This window comes from Streptomyces sp. NPDC045778 (genome assembly GCF_056431945.1).
Genome location: NZ_JBWKJZ010000016.1, coordinates 173,555 through 196,668 on the forward strand (window position 1 = coordinate 173,555; position 23,114 = coordinate 196,668).

The following is a 23,114-nucleotide window of genomic DNA, read 5'->3' on the forward strand; positions in this document are numbered from 1 at the left end:
CGTTGACTGGAGGCATGAACGAGCCACACGTTATCCCACTTCGGCCCCGTGATCGGCTGTTCGCCGTACTTACGGTGGTGCTCGCCGTACTCCTGCTCCCCGTGGCGTTCGTCCGCGACCCCGGCCGCGCCCGTGAACTGGCCTGTGGCTGGGCTCTGGGGATCCGCTTTCCCGCCGAGGATCTCACCGGGCTCACCGACGGTGCCAGGGCGGCGTTCACCGCCGCACGCGCCGAGGCGCTCTGGCGTCACGGGCAGCTCCTCGGCCTGACATCGGGGTATCGCGACCCCCTCGTCCAGCAGCGGTTGTTCGACGAGGAGGTGCGCCGCGTCGGCTCACCGGCCGCGGCCCGGATGTTCGTGCTGCCGCCGGCGGAATCCCGGCACGTCAGGGGCACCGCGCTGGATGTGCGCCCGTTCGAGGGGGCGCGCTGGCTCGAGGAGCACGGTGCGCGCTACGACCTCTACCGCATCTACGACAACGAGTGGTGGCACTTCGAGTACCGACCGGTCGCCGACCTGCCACCGAGGACCCAGGAGACCCGCGATGCTCTGCAAGTTCGTTGACGAGGGGCAGCGTGCCGGGCGCCTGGAAGCGCGTCTCCAGGCCGCGAGGCGACGTACCTTCGTCGGACGAAAGGAAGAGCTGGCCGTCTTCGAGGAGGCGCTGGGCACCGGGGCCCGGGTGCTGTTCGTCCATGGCCCCGGCGGTGTCGGCAAGTCGGCGCTGCTGGAACGCTTCGCCCAGCGGGCCGCGGAGGCGGATCGCACCGTACTGATGCTGGACGGGCGGGTTCTCCAGGAGTCTCCCGCAGCCTTTGTGGCCGAGGCCGGGGCGGTGCTCGCCGACGAGCGCGCCGTGCTGCTGATCGACACCTTCGAGCGGGTGCGGGGCCTGGAGAGCTGGCTGCGTGAGCAGTTCCTGCCGGTGGTGCCGGTCGGCGCGCTGGTGGTCATGGCCGGTCGCATATCCCCGGACCTGATGTGGCAGGCGGACCCCGGCTGGGCCGACCTGGTGCGGATCATCGAGCTGGGTGAGCTGGAGCGCGTGGACGCCGCCGCGCTGCTGGATTCCCGCGGTGTGGCCGGTGAGTCGCACGAGCCGCTGCTCACCTTCGCCGGCGGGCACCCGCTTGCCCTGTCGCTCAGTGCTACGGCTGCTGGGGAGGCCACCAGCATCGCGATGGCCGTCCGTGACAGCGGCGCCGGCTCGCGCTGGAGGCCTCCCCATGACGTGGTGGCCGCCCTGCTCGACCAGATCGTCGGTGAAGTGCCCAGCCCGGCGCACCGGCGTGCCCTGGAGGTCTGCGCGCACACGTTCATGTCCACACAGGACGTGCTGCGCGCGGCGCTGCCCGGCGAGGACGCGGCGGCGCTGTTCTCCTGGCTGCGGCGGCTGCCGTTCGTGGAGTCGGGCCCCTACGGCTTGTACCCGCACGACGTCGTCCGTGAAATCCTCGGAGCCGACCTGCGCTGGCGCGACCCGCAGGGCTACGCCGACATGCACCGGTGTATCGAGGCCCACCTCACCGAGCGGATCCGTACCGCCGAGGACCCGGACGTGCTCGGGGCCGTCGGTTCGCTGTTCTACCTGCACCGCGGCGAAGGCCGAAGAGCGGAGCCGCACGTGTGGCGCGGTGCTGGTGAGGTGTATGAGGACGTCTTCCGTCCCGAGGACGCCGAGGACCTGCTGCGCCTGGCCGCCGAGCACGACGCGGGTGCTGTCGCCGCCGTCTCCCATTGGACGGCCCGCCAGCCGCAGGCCTTCCGCCTCTACCGGTGTGCTGCGGACGGTGAGCTGGCAGGCGTCGGCGCCTGGCTCCGCCTGGAGGCGGAGGAGCAGGCGCAGGCGGACCCGGTCGTGGCCACGGCCTGGGCGACCGCCCACGCCCATGCTCCGCTGCGGTCCGGCGAGCACGTGGCCGTCTACCGGAGCTGGGTGCGCGAGTGCCACCGGGGCTTCTCGCCGATGATGAATCTGATCCGGTGGCGGGCCGTGGCCTGGTTCCTGCGCTCGCAGGACTTGGCCTGGTCGTTCATCGCCAGGCGCATTGACGACCGTTCGAGCGATCGCTACGAGTACTCCTGCGAGTACTACGACATGCACGATCTCGGGACTCACGCGCAGGGGAAGGACGCTGAGTACGTCCTGGCCGCGCACGACTGGCGGGCCGTGCCGGCGCGGGTCTGGCTCGACCGGCTGTTGGCGATGGGCGCGCGGGAGGACGTGGCCCCGCACGGGCCGGAGCTGGTGGTGCTGTCTCAGGAGGAGTTCAGAGACGCCGTCCGGCAGGCTCTGCGTCACCTTCCGGCGCACGGGGAGCTGGCGGCCAATCCCCTCACCCGCACCAGGCTGCTCGCCGGCCGGGCCGCCCCTGCCCGCGCGCTGCGCGAGCTGCTGGAGGACAGCATCCGCGACCTGGGCCGGGATCCGTGGGCGGGCAAGCCGCACCGCGCCCTCGACGTCACCTTCCTGCGTGGCGCCCCCACCCAGGAAGCCGCCGCGGAGCACCTTGGCCTGTCCTTGAGCACCTACCGCCGTCACCTGAACGCCGGTATCGAACGCCTCTCCGACGACCTCTGGCGCCGCGAACTCCGCGGGGCGGGCTGAGTGCCCCTGAGCTGGGTTGCACGCGCCAAGAGCGCCGGCCCGCTCCCGCCGCGCCCTCATGCGAGGGGCAGCAGGCCGACGTCGGGATCCCGGCACGGACAACTGGGCCGTCAGGGTGGCCACCGAGCTGACCGCGCCGGGAGACGTGAGGTTCGTCAGGACTTCCGGCGAGTACGGGCCGGGCGCCCGCGCGCGTGAGCCGACCGCATGTGGAGGAGCGTGGCCTGCGGCGGAAAGCCGCCGGACGCGATCATTCTGTGGCCACAGTGGTCACCCAGTTCTCCAGGCGATCGGCGAACCCGGTCCAGACCCGGGCGTGCTCTCTGGCGAACTCGGCGACCACGCTGTACAGATGCGGCGGGATGCGATGCAGGATTCTCTCCCACTCCCGCCCGTCGATGGAGTGCATGATGAGCATGCGCAGCAGCATTCGGCCGGTCTCGCTCAGCCGTAACGCCGGGTCGGCCTTGAGACGCTCCAGCATCGCGAGACGATCGCGTCCCACAGCGCGGCCGAAGTCCGGTTCCGTACGAGGCAGTGGATGCGACTCGGTCTGTAACCTCATGCTCCCGTCCCGGACCGGGCTCTCACCACGCTCCAGCCGGCCCCGCACGTCCCGGACCGTCTCCGGGGAGATGCCGACCTGCTTGGCGACCTGGCGGAGCGAAAGACATGGGTCACTGCGGATGAGTTCGGCGGCGAGTCTTCTCCGCCCCGAACCGTCGGCCGGACGGACGCGCCCGTCCCGCCCGATCCTTGCCTCGATTCCGCTGTCTCCGGCGCGCCTGCGCAGCTCGGCCACCGTGCCGGCGGAGAGGCCGGTCGCCGAGGCAACCCGTCGATCGGACCACTGCGGATGCGTCCCGATGATGTGGGCGGCCGCACGCTTGCGATCAGCGAGCGACAGCGGCAAACCATGCCGTATGTTCGCCTCGACGGCCAGGACGAAGGCGTCCGATTCGGTGCCGTCGACGAACCTTGCCAGGATTTTCGTATCGCCTCTGAGTCGCGCTGCCTTCAATCGGTGCAGGCCGTCGACCACCTGCATCGTCGGCCGGTGAACGAGGATAGGCGGAAGCTCTCCCTCTGTCGATAACAGGGTCTCCACGTGCTCCGGATCCTCACCCGAGGTTCGAGGAGAGGATCCGGAGGACAGTCGGGACAACTCGATTTCGACGACGGAGGGAGCGACTATGTCAACGCTCGTCGGATCCACCTGAACTCTCCCGTTCGAGTCTCTTCTTCATGGTCAACGTTGCGGTGCGGTACAGGCCTCATGGCTGCCACTATTTACCTGATCGGTGTCAAGGGTGTGGGCTCAGAATTTTCTCCGTCGAGGAAAATCGAGCACGCCTTCAGAGGCCCCTTCAGGAACCCATCGGAAAGTTCCCTGACCTCAAGGATTTCCGTTGGATTGCGATGCTAGGGGGTTTTCCGTCCAACTGTTCGACCTCGGCAGTTGGACGCCACGGGCCCGCCCGCGTCGGTCGCGGCTGCGCGCTGAGTGCCCTCCGACGCTGACGCCTGTCTTGGTGTGACGGTCGGCCGTCCGCACCGGCAGCAGAGAGGGGAAGCCGCACTGCCCGCCGGGGCCACCTGGAGGACCCTGCATGCGGGATCGGGCAGGGAGGCCAACAGCCCCTGTCGTCAGCCGTGCGGGAGAACAAAACCGGCCACCAGGGCGAAGTCGGGCCCGGGAGACATGGCTTCTGGGAGGACGACGCCACAGGCACCGAACTCGGCGCCGCGCGTCACCGCCGTCTGCCAGATCCGTGTCGGTGGGCGGAGGCAAGAGGGCTGCCTGCACAAGGTCACAGGAGGCAAGGCACTCACGCTGGCCCCGCAGGCACTGAGACGACAGCCGTCTGACACCCGCCACCGGATCATGGAACGCAACCAGCGCAATCACCTCACTCAGGGCACTTGATGCACAAAGGAGCCATGAGCTTCGGATCACGCAGTGACCGAAGGACCGTCCAGCCCCCAGCAGGTAGTCCACCAGCAGTTGAAGTTCGGCTTGCAGTTCGTCTAGTGGTCGATTCCGGAGCATGCTTTCACGCCAGCAAAGGATCGTCAACTGCCAGACGAGCGGCCGTAGTAGGCTTCGACTGTCCGTCGCACGGGGGCGCATGGGGGCAGAGGCACGTACCAGCCGCAGGAGGGCAGCATGACTGGGGCGTCAGGGCAGTCGACACTGGCCACACGCCTGGACAGCTTGTTTTCCAGGAGCCGCCCCCAAGGGAGGCGGTGGACCAACAACGAGGTCGCCGACGCGATCAAGGAGAGGCATCCTGACATTCGTGTCAGCGGCGGCTATCTCTCAGCATTGCGAAACGGCTCTCGCACACGCCCCTCACAGGAACTCCTGTCCGCGCTCGCGGAGTTCTTCGGCGTCTCACCAGCCTATTTCGTGGATCCCGACCACGCGGAGCGAGTCAACGCCCAGCTCGCGGGTTTGGAGATGCTGGGTCAAGCAGGTGTCCGCGGAGTCGCCCTGCGAGCGGTGGGCCTGCCACGGGACAGCCTTGAGGCGATCACGACCATGCTCGATCAGGTGAGAAAGCTTCAGGGCCTACCCGCCGTGGAGGAGTGACGATGCCAGTGCCGCATCGGCAGCCCCGCAAGTCCGCTCCCAGGCTCTTACGGTGGCGCAGCGGAAAGGCCCTTCCCTCGGTCTGCTGGACGGGCGGGTTACGTGCATCGCCCACGAGGATCGCAGTCGAGAACGCGAACATTCCTGTCGCCTCGCTCAGGGCAAGAGGTTCAAGCCGCCCCTGCGGCATGCGTGCCGCGCAGACGGTCGAAGCTGTCCAGATCGTCCATGAACCGGCACGCAGACCGGGATTGATCCGCCGCCTCCTCCGACCCGACGGATCCGGACCGGCACTCCATCGGTACCACCGAGCCGCGCACCGGGGCACGAGAGAGCAACGCTACTGATCCCGCGGCAACTTGTTGCCCCAGGCGCCTAAGCGGCCACAACATGATCAGGACGAGAGACAGGGGGGAAGAATGCTGAACCAGGACCGCCAAGTCCGTCCCCGTAACCGAAGACGGAGTCTGCGGTTACGGGACCCACCTGTGCCGGTAGAGAGCATGCCGTCGCCGCCCAAAGCCCCTGGTCTTCCTTCCCTGAGGAGGCTTTTCTCGTGTCGCTGCTGAGGAGACACAGTCAACGTCGCAACCTCGCACGCCTGCGCCGCAGCTGTGAAGCCCGTCTGGCCGCGTTGAGACTTCCCGCGTCATGCGACATTGCCGAGTTATGCGCTCTGCTGAGCGAGCGGCGTGGCCGGCCACTCCATTTGGTGCCGATCGCCATGCGGGCCGAACAACCGTGCGGGCTTTGGATAGCCGCGAACACAGTCGATTTCATCATCTTCGAAGCCAAGACCACACGGCCCCACCAAGAGCACATCATCGCTCATGAGCTGGCTCATATCATCTGCGGCCACCGTAGCGGCTCTCCCCTGGATGATGCTACCGCCCGATTGGTGTTTCCCGACCTAAATCCTGCACTTGTTCGAGACATGTTGGCGCGTACGACGTACTCCGAAACCCAGGAACAAGAAGCCGAGATGACGGCGAGCCTGATCATCGCCACGCGGACCGACTCCACCACTCCCCACCTCCCCTCCGAGCAAAGGGCGCTGGGCGGGGCTTTGGGAATCACTCAGACAGCAAGTCGGCTATGACGGCCAGTCAACTCCACAGCTTCGGGACCGACTGGGAGACGGCGGGCGTCGCCTGCATGTGGGTGTCGCTGGGACTGCGGGCTCCGGCCGTCATGCGGTCGAGCAAGCAACGTCCTCTATGGCTGGCGTGCTTAGGCGCCGCGACCGCACTCACGCTCCATCTGCCGTGGTTCATCGACCTCTTACACCAGGCCACCGGCCCCACGCATCTGACCGCGTTGGCCCGGAACCTGTTCGGCATCCTCACCTCTGCCGCTGTGCTGGACTTCATGCTTCTCGCGGTTCGCGGCTGTCATACATACGCGCTGTACGGTCTGGCCGGGCTTGTCATGGTCCTGCTCGTCTGGCTGGACACAGCCGCCGGGCCACATCTGCACCATGCGATCCCCCCTGTCTCCCATCCCATGCCATCGACCTCGTACTGGGCAGTTCTCATCGCTGTCAATCTCAGTACGAACGTGGTGTGTGCGGTTGCCTGCTGGCGGTACAGCCGTGCGAGCCAAGATCTCTCCTTACGCGTCGGATTGCGGCTCTTCGGGCTCGGCGCAGCCTTCGCCGGCCTTTACTGGCTGCTCAGTGCCGCATACGTCGGGGTTCGATACTCGTGGATTCCGGCCATCAGTCCGCTTCTGCTGGGCTGTTATGCCCTCGCAAGAGCGGGCGCGATCTTCGTGCCCCTGGGGGCCGCGGTGGCCGTCGCGGTCAGGCGGATAAGGATTTTGTGGCAACTGTGGCCGTTGTGGCGCGACTTGGTCAACGCGGTGCCCGACGTCAGCTTGACGCAGAACCATCAAAGCGGCCTTGCTTTGCTGGAGCGTTCCGGTCCGCTGGACCTGCGCCTCTACCGGATAGTGATCGAGATTCGTGACGCGATTCTCGATCTGCGTGCCCATATCCCCCATGCGGTACTGACCGAGGTCCGGGCCCACCTGGAATGCGAAAGCTCGCCCTCCGCCGAGGAGGACGCCCGGGTGACCGCCTGTTGGTTACGCGTAGCCCGGAGCATCAAGGCAGAAGGCACACCGCCACTGCGGGGTGACCTCACCGCGCCCGTCATCGGGGGTGCGGACTTGCCCGGCGAGATCGAGTTCCTACGTAAAGTAGCCAAGGCGGATACCTCACCCCAGATCCGCCGGATCGCCGCTCACCTGAGTCACTCGACAGCGAAACACTGAGACCGGAGACCTCGTCCGACATGGAAATACACGGCATCTGCAACGACCGGTTCAGCGCGGTGCGGGAGACCTTCGCGGACTCTCTGCGCAGCGGCTCGGACGTCGGCGCCTCCGTGGCGATCTACCTCGACGGCGAACCCGTCGTCGATCTCTGGGGTGGGTCCGTCGACCGAGAACGTACCGAACCATGGCAGCGCGACACCATCACCAACGTGTGGTCCACCACGAAGACGATGACCGCACTGTGCGCTCTCGTTCTCGCCGACCGTAAAGAACTCGACCTGTTCGCACCGGTCGCCAAGTACTGGCCCGAGTTCGGCGCCGCGGGAAAGGGCCGCATCGAGATTCGGCACCTGCTCAGTCACACCGCCGGGCTCCCCGACTGGGACCAGCCGATGACACTCGACGACCTGTGCGACTGGGAGAAGTCCACCACCTTGCTGGCACGCCAATCGCCCCGTTGGGAAGCGGGCTCAGCGTCCGGCTACCACCGCTTCACTCATGGCTTCCTGCTCGGCGAGGTGATTCGCCGTATCTCCCAGCAGTCGATCGGCACGTTCTTCGCCGAGCAACTCGCTGGCCCGTTGGACGCCGATTTCCACATCGGCCTCACGCCTGAAGACGATCACCGTGTCTCCGAGGTCATCCCCGCGCCGGGGCCCGCGCCCGCGGCCAACCCACGGGTCACCATCCCTGTCGGGGCGTACGTGACGGCTCAGGACACCTGGAGCACGCAGTGGCACCGCGCCGAGATCCCGGCCGCCGCGGGTTACGGCAACGCCCGATCCGTGGCCGCCGTCCAGTCAGTACTCACCGCCAGCGGCCACAACCCGCAATCGTCCCTTCTCTCCGAAGCCACGTGCCGCGCGGTGTTCGACGAGCAGCACCACGGCATCGATCTCGTGCTCGGCATCCCCCTGCGCTTCGGTGTCGGCTACGCCCTCAGCTCGGACGACGCGCCGGTCCGCACGGCCAACCGCCACACCTGCTACTGGGGCGGTAGAGGAGGATCACTGGTCGTCAACGACCTCGACGCGCGCATGACCATCGCCTATGTGATGAACCAGATGACCTACCTCGGCCTCACCGACCCCCGTGGCCAGAAGCTCCTCCGAGCCGCCTACGAGTCACTGGACCCTTCTCAGGCCGGGGTCTGGGAGTGAGGACGGAGTCGGTGCGAGAGGAGTCGTGAGCGGCGGGGCCTCTCTTCGCCTGGCAGTCGCTCTCACTCATCAACTTCTGGGCAGAGGGGCTCTGGTGATCATGCATCGCCTCACGCTCGGGCCGTCCCGCACAGCAGCCAGGCGGCGCGGAGGGCCAGGTCACCGTGTTGCTTCACGCAGAGGCCCGGACAAGGCGCCAACAAACCGACATTTGCCGCATCTCATGCTCACAGTGCTGGGCTGGGTTCCTCCTCCGGCTGGAGGAACGCCAGAACGGCCTTAGTGAACTCCACGGGTGCGGATCTGTGGATCAAGTGCCCGGCCGGAATGGTGACGACTCGCCCGTGAGGGACACGGTGGGCCAACTCGGCGATGCCCTCTTGGGGCACGTGACTGCTCGGCCCGCCGGCCACGACGAGGGTCTTGGCACTGATTCTGCTGAGGCGTTCCAGCCACCTCTCATCCGGTGTGTCGACCTGCCGTCTGACGGCCAACACCATGTCCCAGTCGAACGGCAGCTCTCCATCCGGCCTGGCCGGAGTGGTCTGTTCCCGGGCACGTGGGATCGGGACATCCTCCAGGACGAGCCGGTCCACAAGCCGCGGACAGTCCTCGGCAAGCAGATAGGCAACGATCCCTCCCATCGAGTGCCCCACCAGATCCACCCGGCCCAGTGCCAGTGCATCCAGAAATCCGAGCACGTCGTCCCGCATGAGGTGCAGGGAGTACTCCCCTGGCCAATCACTCCGACCGTGACCGCGAAGATCCAGAGCGTAGACACGCCGACTGCGGGCGAAGGCCGGTGCCACCACGTCCCAGTCCGTGGCGTCCTCGCCCAGCGCGTGCAGCATGACGAGAGGCGGAGCGTCCGGCGGTCCTGAGACCTGGTAGGCCAGTTGGACGCCGCCTCCCACGTCGATCACGTGATGATCAGCCATGCCTGGAAGGTAACGGGAGGCCCGCGCCGCAGAGACACCGTTCACCTACAGCCGAACCGACCTCTCACTGCCGGCGGTGTCCGTGGAGACCTCGTATCCCTTGCCGGTCTCGTCCTGAAGCGCCCGGCAGCGTACGTACGCGCCAAGATGCGCAAGCGCAGGTGGCGCCGCCGCTGCCGGGCCCGGTGTGGGTGCTTACGAGTGTGATTTTCCTGGGGCGCCGGCCGGGGCGGCGGCTGCTGTGTCGGCGAGGTCGGGGGTGGGCTGGGGGGTGCCGTGCAGTGTGTGGGTCGGGGTCGAGCGTGGTAGGGCGAGTGTGACGAGCAGGCCCGCGAGCATGCCCGCCGCTGTCAGGAGCACCACGAGGTGGCCGCCGTCAGCGGTCGCCGTGCGCAGCGCGGTGCCTGTCTTGCTCTGTGTGCCGAGGTCGGCGATGACGGTGAAGACGGCGAGGCCGATGGCGTTGCCGATGTTCAGGGCCGTGGAGGCGATGCCGTTGGCGACGCCCTGCTCGTGCGCGGGCGTGCCGGTGGCCGCGGCGATCCACATGGCCGTCCAGACGACGCCCTGTCCCAGGCCGGACACCACGAGCCCGGGCACGAGCAGCGCGTATCCCGCGTCGGCGTCGAAGCCGAGCGCGAGCACGACCGTGCCGGCCGCGCCGGTCACGAAGCCGGCCAGGAGGGTGATGCGGGTGCCGAGCCGGGTGGCGGCGCGCTCGCCGAGCTGGGTGCCCGCGGCGATGGCGACGGACGGCAGCAGGAACCCGAGGCCGGTCTGGAGCGCGGAGTAGCCGTGCACGCTCTGCATCAGCACGGTCAGGAAGTACGGCAGGACGCCGAAGGTGGCCATGTAGACGAAGGTGACGGTCATGCCGACGGTGAGGCTGCGGTTGCGGAAGAGGCGGAAGGGCATCAGCGGGTCGGCGCTGCGGGCCTCGATCGCCGCGAAGGCGGCGAGGAGCACCGCGGCGGCGGCGAGAGCGCTCACGACGAGCGGGTCGCCCCAGCCCAGTTCGGGCCCTTCGACCAGGCCGAAGACCAGGAGCGTCGACCCGACGGTGACGCTCAGGGCGCCGGGCAGGTCGAAGCGGCGGCGCTCGCCGCGCGCCGGGTCGCGCGGGATGACGTACAGCGCGGCGAGTGCGATGAGTCCGGCGAGCGGCACGTTGACGTAGAACACGGCGGGCCAGCCGAAGCGTTCGGTGAGCGCGCCGCCGAGCAGGGCGCCGAGGGTGAGTCCGCTGGCGCCCGCGCCGCCCCACACGGCGAGCGCGCGATTGCGCTTGGGCCCCTCCTCGAAGAGGTTGTTGATGAGGGAGAGCGTCGCGGGCAGCAGCAGCGCGCCACCGATGCCCTGCACGGCACGGGCGGCGATGATGAGGCCCGCGCTGTCCGCGAGCCCGCCCGCGAGCGAGGAGGCGGCGTACAGGGTCAGGGCGAGGACGAACATCCGGCGCCGCCCGAGCAGATCGGCCGCGCGCCCGCCGAGCAGCAGGAAGCCGCCCGCGAGGACGACGTAGGCGCTGACCACCAACTGCTGTGTCTGGCCCGGGAAGCCGAGGTCGGAGCCGATCTCGGGGAGGGCGACGAAGACGATGTTGAGGTCGAGGGCGTAGACCGTCTGCGCGAGGGCGAGCAGCACGAGACTCAGACCCAGACGGCGCTTGTCAGACACAGGTGTGCCCCTTCGGTAAGGCAGTACGACTGTACGCGTGGATACGTACGATGGACGGTACGCATCCTTACGTACGATCACTGGAGAGGCAAGGCATGGTTCGAATATCCACGTACGGAGGTACGGTGGGGTGATGAGCTACCGCCACCCCGAGCGCGACCAGATCCGCATCGACGACGTCCTGAGCGCGCTCGGCAATCCACTGCGGCTGTCCGTGATCCGGATCCTGGACGCGGGCGGGGACCACAACTGCACGAGCGTCCTCACCACCCTCGGCGTACCGGCGAAGTCGACCATGACCCACCACTGGCGCGTCCTGCGCGAGAGCGGCGTCATCCTCCAGCGCCCCTCCGGCCGGGAGAACCTGCTGACGCTGCGCAGGGACGACCTGGACGCCCGCTACCCCGGCCTCCTCGACGCCGTGCTCGCCGGAGCCCGCGCGGACGAACTGCTCGACGCCTGACGCCTCGCAGGACAGCACGGCGCACAGCACGGTGATCGGTGGGCAGGAGCACGGCACCATGCCCCGCCCACCGGGGCGTAGCGATGGTCACAGCGGGCAAGATCACGCGCGGGGTCCCACTCCCCCTCGGCCTCTTCTAAGGTCGTGTCCATGATGATCGACAAGGGACCCACCGGCTTGCTCTTCGACGCCCTCCAGGCGGACGCGCTCACCAGCCCCGACCAGTTGCGCGAGCTGTACTCGGAGCCGAACCCGAACGCGCTCCGCAAGCAGATCGACTCCCTGACCGACCAGACCCGCGCGCTGATCGGCTGTTCCTCCCTGGTGTTCATAGGCAGCGCCGACGCCGAAGGCAGGGCGGACGTGACGCCGCGCGGGGGTCCGGCCGGCTTCGTCTCCGTGCTGGACGAGCGGACCCTGGTGATCCCCGACGCGACCGGCAACAAGCGGCTCGACACCATGCACAACGTGCTGGAGACCGGCCGCGTCGGCCTGCTCTTCCTCATCCCCGGCCGCCCGACCACCCTGCGCGTCAACGGCCGCGCCTGCGTCTCGGCCCGGCCGGAACTCCTCGCGCAGCTCACGCCCGTCGGCAAGCCGCCCGTCACCGCGCTGGTCGTGCACATCGACGAGGTCTACCCCCACTGCCCCAAGTCGCTGATGCGCGCCCACGCGTGGCAGCCGGACAAGTGGGTGCCCGCCGACGCCCAGCCGGCCAGCGCCGAGGTGACCCTGGCCCAGCTGAACCTGCCGGGTCTGACGATCGAACAGATCGAGGAGATCGAGCGGGAGTCGCTGCGCACGCGTTACGAGTGATCGGGGCGCACGCGTTACGCGTGATCGAGGCGGCCGCGTTACGAGTGATCGAGGCGGCGTCCCGGCCGTCCCTCGGCCGGGGCGGGGGCGAAGCGCAGCACGCGCGGAGGGCCGGGGCGACTGCCCGTTATGAGGGTTGACGGCACGCCACCGCGCGTACCGGGCCGCGGCACCGTGGGTGGTGCGGCGATGGCCGGATGCGTCTCAGCGGTCGCGGAGTTCCGCGCCGGCCGTGACCGCCAAGGCGGCGACGGTCAGCAGGAGCAGCAGGGCCCAGGCCGGGGCGAAGCTGTCGGTGAGGTCGACCAGCAGGCCGAGCGCGGGCGGAACCGTGATGACGGCGACCTGGTTGACGGACATGGCCAGACCCAGAGCGAACCCGGTCCTGCCCGGCGGAGCCGCTTCGGTGACGTACGCGACCCACGGGCCGTACCAGCCGAGGCCGAAGAAGCCGAGCCAGACGAAGACGCCGGCGGCGACGGCCGGCACCCTCCCGGCCGGAGTCATCAGGACGACCAGACCGGCGATCACGGCGACCATGCAGACCAGGACGGTGCCATAGCGGCCCGCCCTGCTCCGGTCGCTCCACGCCGCCAGGCAGATCCGGCCCGCGACGCCCGCGCCCTGGGAGGCCACCAGGACCAGGGCGGCCTTCCCGGCGCCGACCGACGACGTCTGGTGGAGATGGAGCACCGTCAGGATGCCCACGCCGCACTGCACGGAGATCAGGCTGGTTCCCGACAGCATGATCTTCACTGTGGACGGCTCGCGGAGCATGCGCAGCCGGGCCCGGAGCTGCGCCGCGAGCGGGAGGGAAGGTCCGCTGTCCTGGGGTGCGTACGGCGCGGGTGGCCGACGGTAACAGCCCATGAAGACGCCCGCTCCGAGCAGCGCGACGAAGCCGCCGGTCAGCAAGGCAGCCCGCCAGCCCAACTCCTCGGCGACGAAGGGAAGCAGGGCCGAGGCGAGCGCGGCCCCCAGCGGCAGCCCGGCCTGCCGGACCCCCATGGCGAAGCCGCGCTGCGACGCGTCGAACCAGGACGCCACCGACTTGCTGCCACCCGGCTGCACAGTGCTGTAGCCCATGCCGACCACCAGCAGAGTGACCAGCAGGGCGCCGTAGCCCGGTGCCAGGCTCCCCGCGCCCAGAGCGAGGCCGACCACGGCGGCCCCGATCCCGACCACCCAGCGCTCGCTGTAGCGATCCAGCAGCTCGCCTGCGACCAGCAGCCCGGCCAGGGGCACGAGTTGGGCCGCCGAGATCAGCAGGCCCAGCTGCGCCGTGTTCAGCTCGAGGGCGCTCTGAAGGTGGACGCCGAGCGCTCCGATGCCGCCTACGAAGAAGCCGGACGCCGCCTGGGTGAAGGTGGCGATGCCCAGCACGACCCAGCGGTAGCGCCACGGATCGAGGGCCTGGGAGCCGGCCCGTCCGACAGTGTGTTGTGTCATGCCCACTACGCTGATGTAATGGTCTTATGCAGCTCAACCCTTACGGCGAGGACGCGGTGAACCTGGCCGCGGATCTGACCAACCGCCGGCCTGAAAGCGCGGACGAGCTGGCGGACCGCTGCCGCGCCGCCGGGCTGAAGCTGGAGCACCCGGTCACCACGGAGGACCTCGGCCGCACCCGGTGCGCGCTCGACGCCTGGGAGCGGGTCGTCGACGCCTCCGGGGAGCAGGAGCGCGCCGATCTGCTGAACCGCATGCTGGCCGAGGCCGCCGCCTATCCGCGGCTGACGTCCCACTCCGGCACCGACTGGCATCTGCACTACCGGGACGCCGGGCAACCGCTCGGCTCCGTACTCTTCACGCTGTTCGCGGTCGGCACCGCGCTGCATCTGGCGGGCCGGGGCATGCACCGGCTGCGGCGCTGCGCGACCACCGGATGCGACACGGCCTTCGCCGACACCTCGCGCACCGGACGACAGCGCTACTGCTCCCATCGCTGCGCCAACCGCGACGCCGTCCGCAGGCACCGGGCACGAGCCGCGCGCACCTGAAGAGGCAGTGGGGGAACGTCGGGCCGCTGCGGCGCATCTAGTACGCGGGGTGCCGTTCGGTCCTCCTTGTACGTGAACGGAGTCTTTGGTGTTTTTCGGCCTTCTGACGGCAGTCGCGGCCTCGGTCTGCTACGGCACGGGTTCGGTCTTGCAGGCTGTGGGATCGCGTAAGTCCGCGCGCCGGGAGGCGGCCCTGGCATCCGCGTCCGGTGTCACCCAGCATGGTGGCCCGAGCCTGGCCTCTACCGCGAAAGCCGCCATGACGTGGGAGTTCATGGTCGGCACGGTGCTGGACTTCGTGGGTTTCGCGCTGGGCGCGCTGGCGGCCCGGATGCTTCCCCTCTTCCTGTCGCAGACGGTGATCAGCGCAAATCTGGTGGTGACCGCGCTTTTGGGCATCAGGCTGCTGGGTCTTCGGCTGTCCCGTGCCGAGTGGGTCTCCATCGGCGTGGTCTGTGTCTCGCTGGTGATGCTGGCCACGGCGGCCGGGGCCGAGGGCGAGGGCCGCGGCTCGCAGGCGGCACACTGGTGGCTGCTTGCGGTCACGGTGCTGCTGATGGGCGGCGGCACGCTGCTGGTCCGCCGGCTCGGCGCCCGCGGCGCCATCCCCGCCGGTCTCCTGTCCGGCCTGGGCTTCGGCGCCATCGGTGTGGGTGTACGGGTCCTTGAGGGGGTGGATCCGTTCGCCCCGCTGACCTTGCTGACCGATCCCGCCCTGTACGCGATCCTCATCGCCGGCGCGGTCGGCATGTACCTGCACACGGTCGCCCTCCAGATCGGATCGGTCAACGGTGCCACGGCGGCGCTGGTCGTGGGCGAGACGATCCTGCCGGGGATCCTCGGGGTGCTGTGGCTCGGCGACACCTCACGCCCCGGCTTCCTGTGGCTCGCGGTCACCGGCTTCGCCCTCGCCGTCGCCGGAGCCGTGGCCGTCGCCTGGTACGGCAAGCCGGACGGCACACCCGCCCACGAGCCCGCCGACCAGGGCCGGCCCGACCTCCCGACCGAGGACCTCGACCGCAAGGACCTCGCCCGCACGTAGCGAGTCCGTGCCCGGTGGGCGGCGGGGCACGGCCACGGAGGCCCGCCGCCCCGCTGCTGCCCGGCTCCGAGGACGGCGCCCTTGCCCCGGTCCGGTGCCACATCCGCGACGAACAGATTGAATGCGGCATCGCGCGGCCCCACCCCGTTCGGGTGCTTCGGGGCCCGCGCGAGCGCACCACCGAGGTGACGGATCTCGACGACCATCGGGGGCCGGTCGGCGTCAGGGCCCACGGCCCGCAGCAGGCGCCGCAGCGTCACGTCGTCCAGCGCCCGCAGCGCACCGGCGCGCTCGCGCGTACGGATCGGGCCCGCCGGATCGGCGTAGATCTTCGCAGCGAAGTACGTCCCGCCGGGCCGGCCCACGGTGTCGGCTGCTCGTGCAGGTCGCCCGGCGCGGAGGCGGGGTCTCCGAAGGGGCCCCGTTGCCCGTCCCGCATCGGTCGACGCTCCGGCCGCGCCCCGGCATTCGGCTCCTGTGGTGATCAGGGCTTCAACGCTTCCGAGTAGCACACAGGGTGGCGACACCGGCCGTTCCACGACCAACGCACTACGGCAATGCGGCGGCCGTACGCGATTCGCCTCATCTTTCGTCGGCGAGGGCTGCCTGGCCGGAATAATGGGGTGTGTCATCACGGCAAGGGGGCGGTCGTGGAGCTACGCCATTTCCGTTATTTCGTGGCCGTCGCGGAGCACCTCAATTTCACCAAGGCCGCCGCGCGTCTGCATGTCTCGCAGCCGGCGCTCAGCCAGCAGATCCGTCAGCTGGAGCAGGAACTCGGGGTGGAGCTGCTGGTCCGTGGTCCCGGGGGCTCGGTGCCCACCCCGGCGGGTGAGGTCTTCTACGAACGCATACGCGAGGTGCTCAAGGACGTGGACGCGGCCGCCGACGCCGCCCGGCGCGCCGCCCGCGGCCGTCTTTCGCTGCGCGTCGGGCTCGCCTTTCCCATGGCCGCCGGCATCCACATGCCCGTCCTGAGCGCGTTCGCCGAGGCGTATCCGCATGTGCGTCTGACCTGGCGGGAGATCGGCTTCGCCGAGTGCGAGCGGCCGCTGCTCACGGGGGAGGTCGACGTGGCCCTGATACGGCTGCCCGTGGACCCCGAGTTGCTGGTCTGGGAGCCGCTGGTCGAGGAACCGCACGGTCTCGCCGTTCCGGTCGGCCACGCGCTGTGGGACGCCGAGCGGATCGGGCTCGCGCAGGTGATCGATGAGGCGCTGCCCCTGGTCCACCCGGGGGTGTGGCCACGCATGCGCGAGTACTGGCAGTTGTACGCACACCGGAGCGGCACTCCGCCGCCGTTCGTCGGTGAGCCCACCGGTACGCCCCAGGAAGTGCTGCTGTCGGTCAAGTTGAACCGGGTGGTGTGCCCGGGGCCGTACGCCGTCCGGAGCTTTCCGCTGCCGCCCGGGATCCGGATCACCGAACTGTGCGATCTGCCGCCGGCAAAGACCGTGGTGGCCCGCAGGCGTGACGACCGACGGGAACTCCCACGCCAGTTCTCCGCGCTGGCGAGCCTCACCGCCCGGCACGTGGCACACACGTCCGGCGCATAAGCACGGCTTATCCCCCATAGGAAAGCGGACTTCGACACAGCCGGGCCTGCCCCGGGACGCTGATACCCGGCTCATCGCACGTACAGGGATCGCCCACAGATTGAGGAGTGGCCCATGCGGCCTTCACGCTGCCTCGTCCTGACCGTCACCTTCGCCCTCGTCACGGCCCTGCTGTCCGCCCTGGGGCCCCAGGCCGCCGCCCGCCCCTACGGACTGGTCCGTGACCCCGGCTTCGAAGAGCAGAACAGCCGTGTCATCTCCGGGGCGTGGCGGGGAGAGGGCCCGGACCACAAGGGGATCGACATCGGCCTCGGCTACCAGAAGACCGGGAAGAAGAACGCGTTCATCCGCACGTCCAGTCGTAAGTGGAACGCCGTCACACAGCGGGTGGCGGTCAAACGCCAGACGGTGTACTACCTGGACGGCTGGGTCAGGACGTCGGGGAACTTCACCACCGGGTACCTCGGAGCCCGGGGAAGCAACGGCCGCACGATCGTGCAGAAGAACTTTGGCAAGGTCGTCACCACGGGCGCCTACCAATATCTCCGGATGGCCTTCAACTCCGGCAACAACACCCAGGTCACGCTCTTCGCGGGCTACACCGCCCCCGGCCGCGACTCCTGGGTCCAGATCGACGACATCGACCTCGCCGACACCCCGTACACCAACTGGGCCGGATACGTGGTCCCGAGCAGTCCCGTCAACGCGCCGCCGCGCGCCGTGACGGCGGCGTGGACCCAGCCTTCCTTCCTCTGTCAGGACAGGAATCCCCGCAACTACGTCGGCGTGTGGGTGGGTCTCGACGGGCTGGACAGCAGTTGGAACGAGAGTCTCGTCCAGGTCGGCACGTACGCCGCCTGCGAACGAGACCACGACATCTACCCGAAGCACGAAGCCTTCTGGGAGGTCATCAACGGCGGGGACGACTCCAACACGCAGCCGATCCCCATGAGGGTGGAGGCCGGGGACCGCATCTCGGCCTCGGTCGTCCGCAGCTCCGCCGACCCCAGCACGTACATCCTCACCATCGACAACCTCAGCAGGCCGGGACAACGCCAGACCCTGAAGCGGAAGGCGCCCTCGGCGCGTTCGGAGAGCGCCGAGATCATTGTGGAGCGCCCCACCGTCAAGCCCCTCGGTTCGGCCTGGCCGCGGACCCTGAACGTCCCGTTCTCCTACGTCACTGTCGACGGCGCGCCGCTCTCCTCCTACGAGGCACTGGCCATGCGCGGCCGCCAGGACGACAAGGGCATCGTCTACGCGCCTTCCCCGGCCACCACCGACAGCGGGGGGTACAGCAACTTCACTCTCTTCTCACGCGCGAGTTAGCCCCTCCCGCCTGCGCTGTCCGTCATCAGCTCGCACAGTGAGGTCGGCTACGAGTACGTCCTGCGCCGGCTCTAGCTCTGAGCAAGCGCCGGGCTCTCCCCCTTGAGGGCTTGCGACCGGCGCGCTCACCGGCCGCTACGCCGGGCGAGTCGGCTGGAACGGGCTCATCGGCCTGGTGCTTCTGGTGGGTGGGGGTCTTCCCGGGTGAGGAGCTGTGTGGTGGCCAAGTGGCGGTAGAGGGGGTCGTTCGCCAGGAGTTCGGGGTGGGTGCCTGTGGCGCGGACGCGGCCCTCTTCCATGACGATGATCCGGTCGGCGGCGGTGACGGTGGACAGCCGGTGGGCGATCACCAGGACGGTCGTGGTGCGGGCCGCCTCGGTCACGGCGGCGCGCAGCGCGGCCTCGTTGGCGGCGTCGAGCTGGGAGGTGGCCTCGTCCAGGAGGAGCAGCCGGGGGCGGCGCAGCAGGGCGCGGGCGATGGCGACGCGTTGTCGCTCGCCGCCGGAGAGCCTGCTGCCGCGGTGGCCGACGGGGGTGTCGAGTCCGTGGGGGAGCCGCCGTACGAGTGCGTCGAGGCGGGTGCGGTGCACCACCTCGTCCACCTCGGCTTCGGTGGGGGCCGGGACGCCGTAGACCAGGTTGTCGCGCAGGGTGCCGGCGAGGACGGGGGCGTCCTGTTCGACGTATCCGATGGCGGTGCGCAGCCGCGCCACCTGCCAGTGGCGGATGTCGACGCCGTCGATGGCGATGTGTCCGCTGTCGGGGTCGTGGAAGCGTTCGATCAGGGAGAAGACGGTGGTCTTGCCCGCTCCGGACGGTCCGACGAAGGCGGTGGTGCCGCCGGGGGGCACGGTGAACGAGACGTGGTGGTGGGCGGCGGCCTCGCCGTCGCGGTAGGCGAAGCACACCCGGTCGAAGGCCACGGCCGCGGGCCCCGCGCTCGCCGGGGGCGGCACGGTGGCGGCGCCGGGGCGGGTGTCCACGGCTTCGGTGGGCATCGTCTCGACCTCGTGGATGCGCGCGGCGGCGGCCGCCCCCATCTGGAACTGGCCTGCGGCTTCGGCCAGTTGGCCGATGCGTGGGGCGAGCGAGAAGAGGTAGAGCAGGAAGGCGACCAGCGTCGCGACCGAGACCGCGCCGGAGGCCACTCGGGCGCCGCCGACCCCCAGTACGACCAGGAACGACAGCTGGACGGCCAGGGCGGACGCGGTGGCCGCCGTGGACTGCCAGACCGCGGCGCTGACCCCGGTGCGCCGGGCGCGCTCCGCCACCGCGTGCAGATGGCGGCTCTCCTGCTGCTCGGTGCCCGCGGCCTTCACCGTGCGGAAGGCGCCCAGGGTGCGTTCGAGCCCGGAGCCCAGGGCGCCGACGGCCTCCTGGGTCCTGCGGGTGGCGCGGCCGATGCGGGGGGCCACGGCGCCGACCGCGAACCCGACCAGGGCGATGACCAGGAGCGTGACGCCGAGGAGGACGAGGTCAAGCAGGCCCATCAGGACGAGGGTGGCGAGGGTGAGGAGGGTTCCGGTGACGGCCGCGACCGTTCCCTCGACGGCGATCTGGCGCAGCAGTGTCGTGTCGGAGGTGGCGCGGGCGATCAGGTCGCCCGGCTCGTGTCGCTCCCACTCCGGTACGCGCAGCCGCAGCAGACGGTCGGTCAGGCGTTGGCGGGTGCCGCACAGGACCGCCTCGGCGCCACGTTCGAGGACGTAGTAGCCCACGCCGACGACGAGCGCGCCGCACAGCACGAGCGCGCCGAGCAGCACCAGCGGGCCGGTCGTGGAGCGGCCCTGCGCGAGGCCGTCGACCAGCCACTTGGCCGCCAGTGGCTGGAGCAGCGCGAGCCCGCCGCCCACGAGGTTGAGCGCGGTTCCGGTGGCGAGGGCGGCCCGCTGGGGGCGCAGCGTGCGCAGCAGGGCCCGGCGGCCGGTCACCGGAGGCGCCGCCGGTGCTGGGGGGCACGGGGGCACGCCGTCTACTCCACGGTGAAGAAGCGCTGGAAGTAGTCGTGGGGGCAGTCCTCGCCCACGAGGACGCCCTCGGCCTCGACCCAGGCGTGCGCCGCGAAGGGCGGGCGGGTGCGCACCCCCACGCACCAGGTGGGCCACTGGCCGCGCATGCGGCACAGCAGGACGGTGGCCAACGACCGCGGCAGACAGCCCTTCTGGCCCGCGCAGGAGAGGCTGACGGTGACGACCGTGGTGCGCGCCGCCGCGGCTTCGGCGGCCGTCGCGGGCCGGGCGCCGCGGCGCAGCCGGGTCAGCGCCGAGCGGATGCGGACGGGCGGCTGGGTGGCCAGCAGGTGGGCGAGGGCCACCGCGCAGCGGGTGGCGAGGCGGCCGGGGAGCGGGACGGAGCGCGGGTCGTGGGGCACCGCTTCGGACAGGGTCATGCGTCCTCGCCCTCGTTGCTCAGCAGCCGCGCCGAGCGCAGTTCGCCGACGATGCGCGCGACGTCCTCCGCCGCGGTCTCGGCGGTCACGTCGTACTCCCCGGTCAGGTCCTGGACCGCGTCGTCGACGGTGCGGCCCGCTATGAGGCAGCGCAGGACGCGGACGGCGGTGGGGTTGAGGGTCCAGTAGTCGCCGCTGCGCTGGTCGAGCAGCGCGGCTCCGTACTCGGTCTCGGTCAGCAGGACGGTGGGCCGCAGTGCGAGCGCCATGTGTCACTCCTCGGGCGTGCGGTTGGACCGCGAGCGGTGGTGGTCGGGTGGTGGGTGCGCCGGGCGGTCACAGGTCGGCGGGGGCGGGTGTTGTCCGCCGGGTGCGCCGGGCGGTCACGGGCCGGCGGGGGCGGGTGTGGGGCGCCGGGAGCGCAGCCACACCTCGCAGGCCACGGTCGGGTGCAGCAGGTCGGTCTCCAGCTCCGCCGACAGCGGCCGGGCGCACCAGGCGCGCAGGACCCGCGCGTCGATCAGGCCGAGCCGGGCCAGGCGGGACTCGTCGCACAGGGCGAGGAGTCCGGCGCGGTGCGCCCGCAGCCCTGCCTCCTCCTCGAAGGTGGCGTTGGCCTTGGTGGCGCGGGCGCGTACGGCGTCGGGCACGGTGCCGCGCATGGCCTCCACGATCAGCGGCTTGTAGCGCCAGGGCGTGATGCGTTCGTGCGGCGCCACGGCCAGGCAGGCCTCGACGACCTGGTCGTCGTAGTAGGGCGCGGCGAAGGTCACGCCGTGGGCCGCGGAGATCTGGTCGATGTACCGGGCGGTGCGGGACAAGGAGGCCATCGCGGCCAGTTCGCGGTGCTCGCCGTGCCCGCGGCCGAGCGGCTTGGCCGAGGGCGCGTGGGTGTGGAGGAGTTCGCGTACGGCCGCGATCGCGTCGGGGGTCGCCCAGGGCGGCATGCGGGGCGGTGTGGCCCAGTCGAGCAGCGGTTCGTCCACGGCGGGCGGCGGGTCGGTGAGGTGGTCGGCGACGCGGCGCAGCCAGGAGCCGTAGCCGCGCCGGTCGCACAGGGCGCGCAGTACGCGTCGCCGGGACCAGCGGTACTTCGCGGTGTAGCCGCGCAGATGGCCGAGCGCGGCGGCCGGGTGGCCGGGCAGCAGGGCGTGCAGGCGGGCGGGGGTCCCGGCGAGGAGTTCGTCCCCGCCGAGGCCGCTCAGATGCAGCCGGGATCCGCGTGCGGCGGCCAGTTCCAGCAGGCTCATGCGGCGGTTGCGGTCGACGGTGATCGGGCTGGGGCCGTCCAGGACGTCGTCGAGGGCGTCCAGGCCGTCGTACGTCATCGGCACCGCGTGGGCGGGTACGACGTGGTGTTCGAGGGGGGTGCCGCCGTCGGCCGCGCCGAGGGCGCCGACGGTGCGCCGGGCCCAGTGCACGTCGTCGCCGAGTGCGTCGTGCTGGGCCACGGTGTAGGCGACGACGGGGGTGCCGGAGCGGACGGCGGTGCAGTACACGGCGGTGGAGTCGAGCCCTCCGAGGTCGGCCGTCACGAGGTCGTGGCCCTGGGTTCGGACGCGTACGGCGGCGCCGAGTGCGTCCCGGAGCGCTGCGGCTCCCACGGAGAGGGGGACCTCGCTCCGCGGCGGGGACCACCAGCGTGTCTCGCGTGCGGCTCCGTCGGGGGTCAGCGTGAGGCTGTGGCCGCTCGCGACCGTGTGGACTCCGTGCCAGAGGGGTTGGCCGGACAGGGGGTGCAGCATGTCGAGGGTGAGCAGTTCCACCGCGAGGCGTCGCTCGTCGAGCGGGGCCCCGGTGAGGTCCGCGAGGATGTCGGCGCGGTCACTGGCGAGGGTCACCGCGTCGCTCCCGGTTCCGCTCCTGGCGTGGTGGACGCGTCGTACGCCGATGGCGCCTGACCGTACGCGTATTCGCCCGGCGACGGTGCTCACCAGGTGGAAGCTGCCCGGCCAGGTTGCGGCTCGGCGGTCGAGTGCGGCGGTCGAGTCCGCGACGGCTGCCGCACGGTCCGCCTCGCGGGGTGACACCTCGTGCTCACCCATGACCACGATCCGCTTGTGGCCCCGGCCCCCGCAGATCGCGGTGCCCGGTGCCCAGCGGCCGATCAGCCACGGCCGTCCGGAGGGGTGGTCGAGTCGGCGCGTGGCGTGGGGAAGGGCGGCGCGTGCGGCGGGGGCGGCGGCGTCGGTGTCGGGCAGGACGAGAAACCAGGCGGGCGCCGCCCGCAGGGAGAACAGCGAGTCCACGGCATACCCCTTTTC

20 protein-coding genes are annotated in these 23,114 nt (G+C 70.2%); 12 read left to right on the forward strand and 8 right to left on the reverse strand.

Annotated elements, in window-relative coordinates:
* Positions 1–14: 14 nt before the first annotated feature.
* Both vanY-N and AC07GB_RS21965 read left to right on the forward strand, forming a co-directional pair.
* The gene (gene vanY-N, locus AC07GB_RS21960) at positions 15–566 is read left to right on the forward strand and encodes a D,D-peptidase/D,D-carboxypeptidase VanY-N (RefSeq protein ID WP_478847881.1); all 552 of its coding nucleotides are present in this window, start codon (positions 15–17) and stop codon (positions 564–566) included.
* Positions 547–2,610: an AAA family ATPase gene (locus tag AC07GB_RS21965; RefSeq protein WP_478847883.1), complete on the forward strand. Its 2,064-nt coding sequence runs from the start codon at positions 547–549 to the stop codon at positions 2,608–2,610. Before vanY-N ends, AC07GB_RS21965 begins: the two co-directional genes overlap by 20 nt.
* A gap of 250 nt (positions 2,611–2,860) precedes the next feature.
* Here the strand turns inward: AC07GB_RS21965 and AC07GB_RS21970 are convergent, their stop codons facing one another.
* A complete protein-coding gene (locus AC07GB_RS21970) occupies positions 2,861–3,826 on the reverse strand; it encodes a ParB/RepB/Spo0J family partition protein (protein ID WP_478847885.1) in 966 nt (321 codons plus the stop codon).
* 951 nt (positions 3,827–4,777) lie between these two features.
* Between AC07GB_RS21970 and AC07GB_RS21975 the strand changes: the two genes are divergently transcribed.
* The 4 genes from AC07GB_RS21975 (at position 4,778) to AC07GB_RS21990 (ending at position 8,640) form a co-directional block, all read left to right on the forward strand.
* A complete protein-coding gene (locus tag AC07GB_RS21975) occupies positions 4,778–5,203 on the forward strand; it encodes a helix-turn-helix domain-containing protein (RefSeq protein ID WP_478847887.1) in 426 nt (141 codons plus the stop codon).
* 556 nt (positions 5,204–5,759) lie between these two features.
* On the forward strand, positions 5,760–6,302 hold the full coding sequence (locus tag AC07GB_RS21980) for a toxin (RefSeq protein WP_478847889.1): 543 nt from the start codon (positions 5,760–5,762) through the stop codon (positions 6,300–6,302).
* Positions 6,299–7,477 carry an MAB_1171c family putative transporter gene (locus AC07GB_RS21985; RefSeq protein WP_478847891.1) on the forward strand — a complete coding sequence of 393 codons (1,179 nt, stop codon included), beginning with the start codon at positions 6,299–6,301 and terminating at the stop codon, positions 7,475–7,477. The genes AC07GB_RS21980 and AC07GB_RS21985 overlap by 4 nt, the downstream gene beginning before the upstream one ends.
* A gap of 20 nt (positions 7,478–7,497) precedes the next feature.
* Positions 7,498–8,640, forward strand: coding sequence for a serine hydrolase domain-containing protein (locus AC07GB_RS21990; protein ID WP_478847893.1), 1,143 nt, complete (start codon positions 7,498–7,500; stop codon positions 8,638–8,640).
* Between the two features lie 227 nt (positions 8,641–8,867).
* On the opposite strand, the gene AC07GB_RS21995 is transcribed toward AC07GB_RS21990, so the two are convergent.
* Together AC07GB_RS21995 and AC07GB_RS22000 are read right to left on the reverse strand one after the other, a co-directional pair.
* On the reverse strand, positions 8,868–9,578 hold the full coding sequence (locus AC07GB_RS21995) for an alpha/beta fold hydrolase (protein ID WP_478847895.1): 711 nt from the start codon (positions 9,576–9,578) through the stop codon (positions 8,868–8,870).
* Positions 9,579–9,773: 195 nt separating this feature from the next.
* Complete coding sequence (locus AC07GB_RS22000) at positions 9,774–11,255, reverse strand: MFS transporter (protein WP_478847897.1); 1,482 nt, start codon at positions 11,253–11,255, stop codon at positions 9,774–9,776.
* 133 nt (positions 11,256–11,388) lie between these two features.
* Between AC07GB_RS22000 and AC07GB_RS22005 the strand changes: the two genes are divergently transcribed.
* Positions 11,389–11,718 (forward strand): ArsR/SmtB family transcription factor, encoded by a 330-nt coding sequence (locus AC07GB_RS22005; RefSeq protein WP_478847899.1) that lies wholly within the window; start codon positions 11,389–11,391, stop codon positions 11,716–11,718.
* A gap of 150 nt (positions 11,719–11,868) precedes the next feature.
* Positions 11,869–12,534, forward strand: a complete 666-nt coding sequence (locus AC07GB_RS22010) for a pyridoxamine 5'-phosphate oxidase family protein (protein WP_478847901.1) — start codon at positions 11,869–11,871, stop codon at positions 12,532–12,534.
* Positions 12,535–12,738: 204 nt separating this feature from the next.
* Here the strand turns inward: AC07GB_RS22010 and AC07GB_RS22015 are convergent, their stop codons facing one another.
* Positions 12,739–13,983, reverse strand: a complete 1,245-nt coding sequence (locus tag AC07GB_RS22015; RefSeq protein WP_478847903.1) for an MFS transporter — start codon at positions 13,981–13,983, stop codon at positions 12,739–12,741.
* Between the two features lie 26 nt (positions 13,984–14,009).
* On the opposite strand from AC07GB_RS22015, the gene AC07GB_RS22020 reads away from it, so the two are divergent.
* From AC07GB_RS22020 to AC07GB_RS22035, 4 genes are all read left to right on the forward strand, one after another.
* The gene (locus tag AC07GB_RS22020; RefSeq protein ID WP_478847905.1) at positions 14,010–14,534 is read left to right on the forward strand and encodes a CGNR zinc finger domain-containing protein; all 525 of its coding nucleotides are present in this window, start codon (positions 14,010–14,012) and stop codon (positions 14,532–14,534) included.
* Positions 14,535–14,622: 88 nt separating this feature from the next.
* Positions 14,623–15,576, forward strand: a complete 954-nt coding sequence (locus AC07GB_RS22025; protein ID WP_478847907.1) for a DMT family protein — start codon at positions 14,623–14,625, stop codon at positions 15,574–15,576.
* 650 nt (positions 15,577–16,226) lie between these two features.
* Complete coding sequence (locus tag AC07GB_RS22030) at positions 16,227–17,132, forward strand: LysR family transcriptional regulator (protein ID WP_478847909.1); 906 nt, start codon at positions 16,227–16,229, stop codon at positions 17,130–17,132.
* A gap of 114 nt (positions 17,133–17,246) precedes the next feature.
* Positions 17,247–18,461: a G1 family glutamic endopeptidase gene (locus AC07GB_RS22035; RefSeq protein WP_478847911.1), complete on the forward strand. Its 1,215-nt coding sequence runs from the start codon at positions 17,247–17,249 to the stop codon at positions 18,459–18,461.
* A gap of 164 nt (positions 18,462–18,625) precedes the next feature.
* Here AC07GB_RS22035 and AC07GB_RS22040 read toward each other — a convergent pair whose 3' ends face one another.
* The 4 genes from AC07GB_RS22040 to AC07GB_RS22055 all read right to left on the reverse strand — a co-directional run bounded on the left by AC07GB_RS22040 (position 18,626) and on the right by AC07GB_RS22055 (position 23,099).
* Positions 18,626–20,392: an ABC transporter ATP-binding protein gene (locus AC07GB_RS22040; RefSeq protein WP_478847913.1), complete on the reverse strand. Its 1,767-nt coding sequence runs from the start codon at positions 20,390–20,392 to the stop codon at positions 18,626–18,628.
* A gap of 41 nt (positions 20,393–20,433) precedes the next feature.
* Positions 20,434–20,850 carry a lasso peptide biosynthesis B2 protein gene (locus AC07GB_RS22045; RefSeq protein WP_478847915.1) on the reverse strand — a complete coding sequence of 139 codons (417 nt, stop codon included), beginning with the start codon at positions 20,848–20,850 and terminating at the stop codon, positions 20,434–20,436.
* Positions 20,847–21,119 (reverse strand): lasso peptide biosynthesis PqqD family chaperone, encoded by a 273-nt coding sequence (locus AC07GB_RS22050; RefSeq protein WP_478847917.1) that lies wholly within the window; start codon positions 21,117–21,119, stop codon positions 20,847–20,849. Before AC07GB_RS22050 ends, AC07GB_RS22045 begins: the two co-directional genes overlap by 4 nt.
* A gap of 114 nt (positions 21,120–21,233) precedes the next feature.
* Positions 21,234–23,099 (reverse strand): lasso peptide isopeptide bond-forming cyclase, encoded by a 1,866-nt coding sequence (locus tag AC07GB_RS22055; RefSeq protein WP_478847919.1) that lies wholly within the window; start codon positions 23,097–23,099, stop codon positions 21,234–21,236.
* Positions 23,100–23,114 lie beyond the last annotated feature (15 nt).

What these genes read in the sequence shown, in the direction of transcription:
- vanY-N (WP_478847881.1), top strand. Translation starts at nt 15, where the DNA reads ATGAACGAGCCACACGTTATCCCACTTCGGCCCCGTGATCGGCTGTTC.
- AC07GB_RS21965 (WP_478847883.1), top strand. Translation starts at nt 547, where the DNA reads ATGCTCTGCAAGTTCGTTGACGAGGGGCAGCGTGCCGGGCGCCTGGAA.
- AC07GB_RS21975 (WP_478847887.1), top strand. Translation starts at nt 4,778, where the DNA reads ATGACTGGGGCGTCAGGGCAGTCGACACTGGCCACACGCCTGGACAGC.
- AC07GB_RS21985 (WP_478847891.1), top strand. Translation starts at nt 6,299, where the DNA reads ATGACGGCCAGTCAACTCCACAGCTTCGGGACCGACTGGGAGACGGCG.
- AC07GB_RS21990 (WP_478847893.1), top strand. Translation starts at nt 7,498, where the DNA reads ATGGAAATACACGGCATCTGCAACGACCGGTTCAGCGCGGTGCGGGAG.
- AC07GB_RS21995 (WP_478847895.1), bottom strand. Translation starts at nt 9,578, where the DNA reads ATGGCTGATCATCACGTGATCGACGTGGGAGGCGGCGTCCAACTGGCC.
- AC07GB_RS22005 (WP_478847899.1), top strand. Translation starts at nt 11,389, where the DNA reads ATGAGCTACCGCCACCCCGAGCGCGACCAGATCCGCATCGACGACGTC.
- AC07GB_RS22010 (WP_478847901.1), top strand. Translation starts at nt 11,869, where the DNA reads ATGATGATCGACAAGGGACCCACCGGCTTGCTCTTCGACGCCCTCCAG.
- AC07GB_RS22015 (WP_478847903.1), bottom strand. Translation starts at nt 13,983, where the DNA reads ATGACACAACACACTGTCGGACGGGCCGGCTCCCAGGCCCTCGATCCG.
- AC07GB_RS22020 (WP_478847905.1), top strand. Translation starts at nt 14,010, where the DNA reads ATGCAGCTCAACCCTTACGGCGAGGACGCGGTGAACCTGGCCGCGGAT.
- AC07GB_RS22035 (WP_478847911.1), top strand. Translation starts at nt 17,247, where the DNA reads ATGCGGCCTTCACGCTGCCTCGTCCTGACCGTCACCTTCGCCCTCGTC.
- AC07GB_RS22045 (WP_478847915.1), bottom strand. Translation starts at nt 20,850, where the DNA reads ATGACCCTGTCCGAAGCGGTGCCCCACGACCCGCGCTCCGTCCCGCTC.
- AC07GB_RS22050 (WP_478847917.1), bottom strand. Translation starts at nt 21,119, where the DNA reads ATGGCGCTCGCACTGCGGCCCACCGTCCTGCTGACCGAGACCGAGTAC.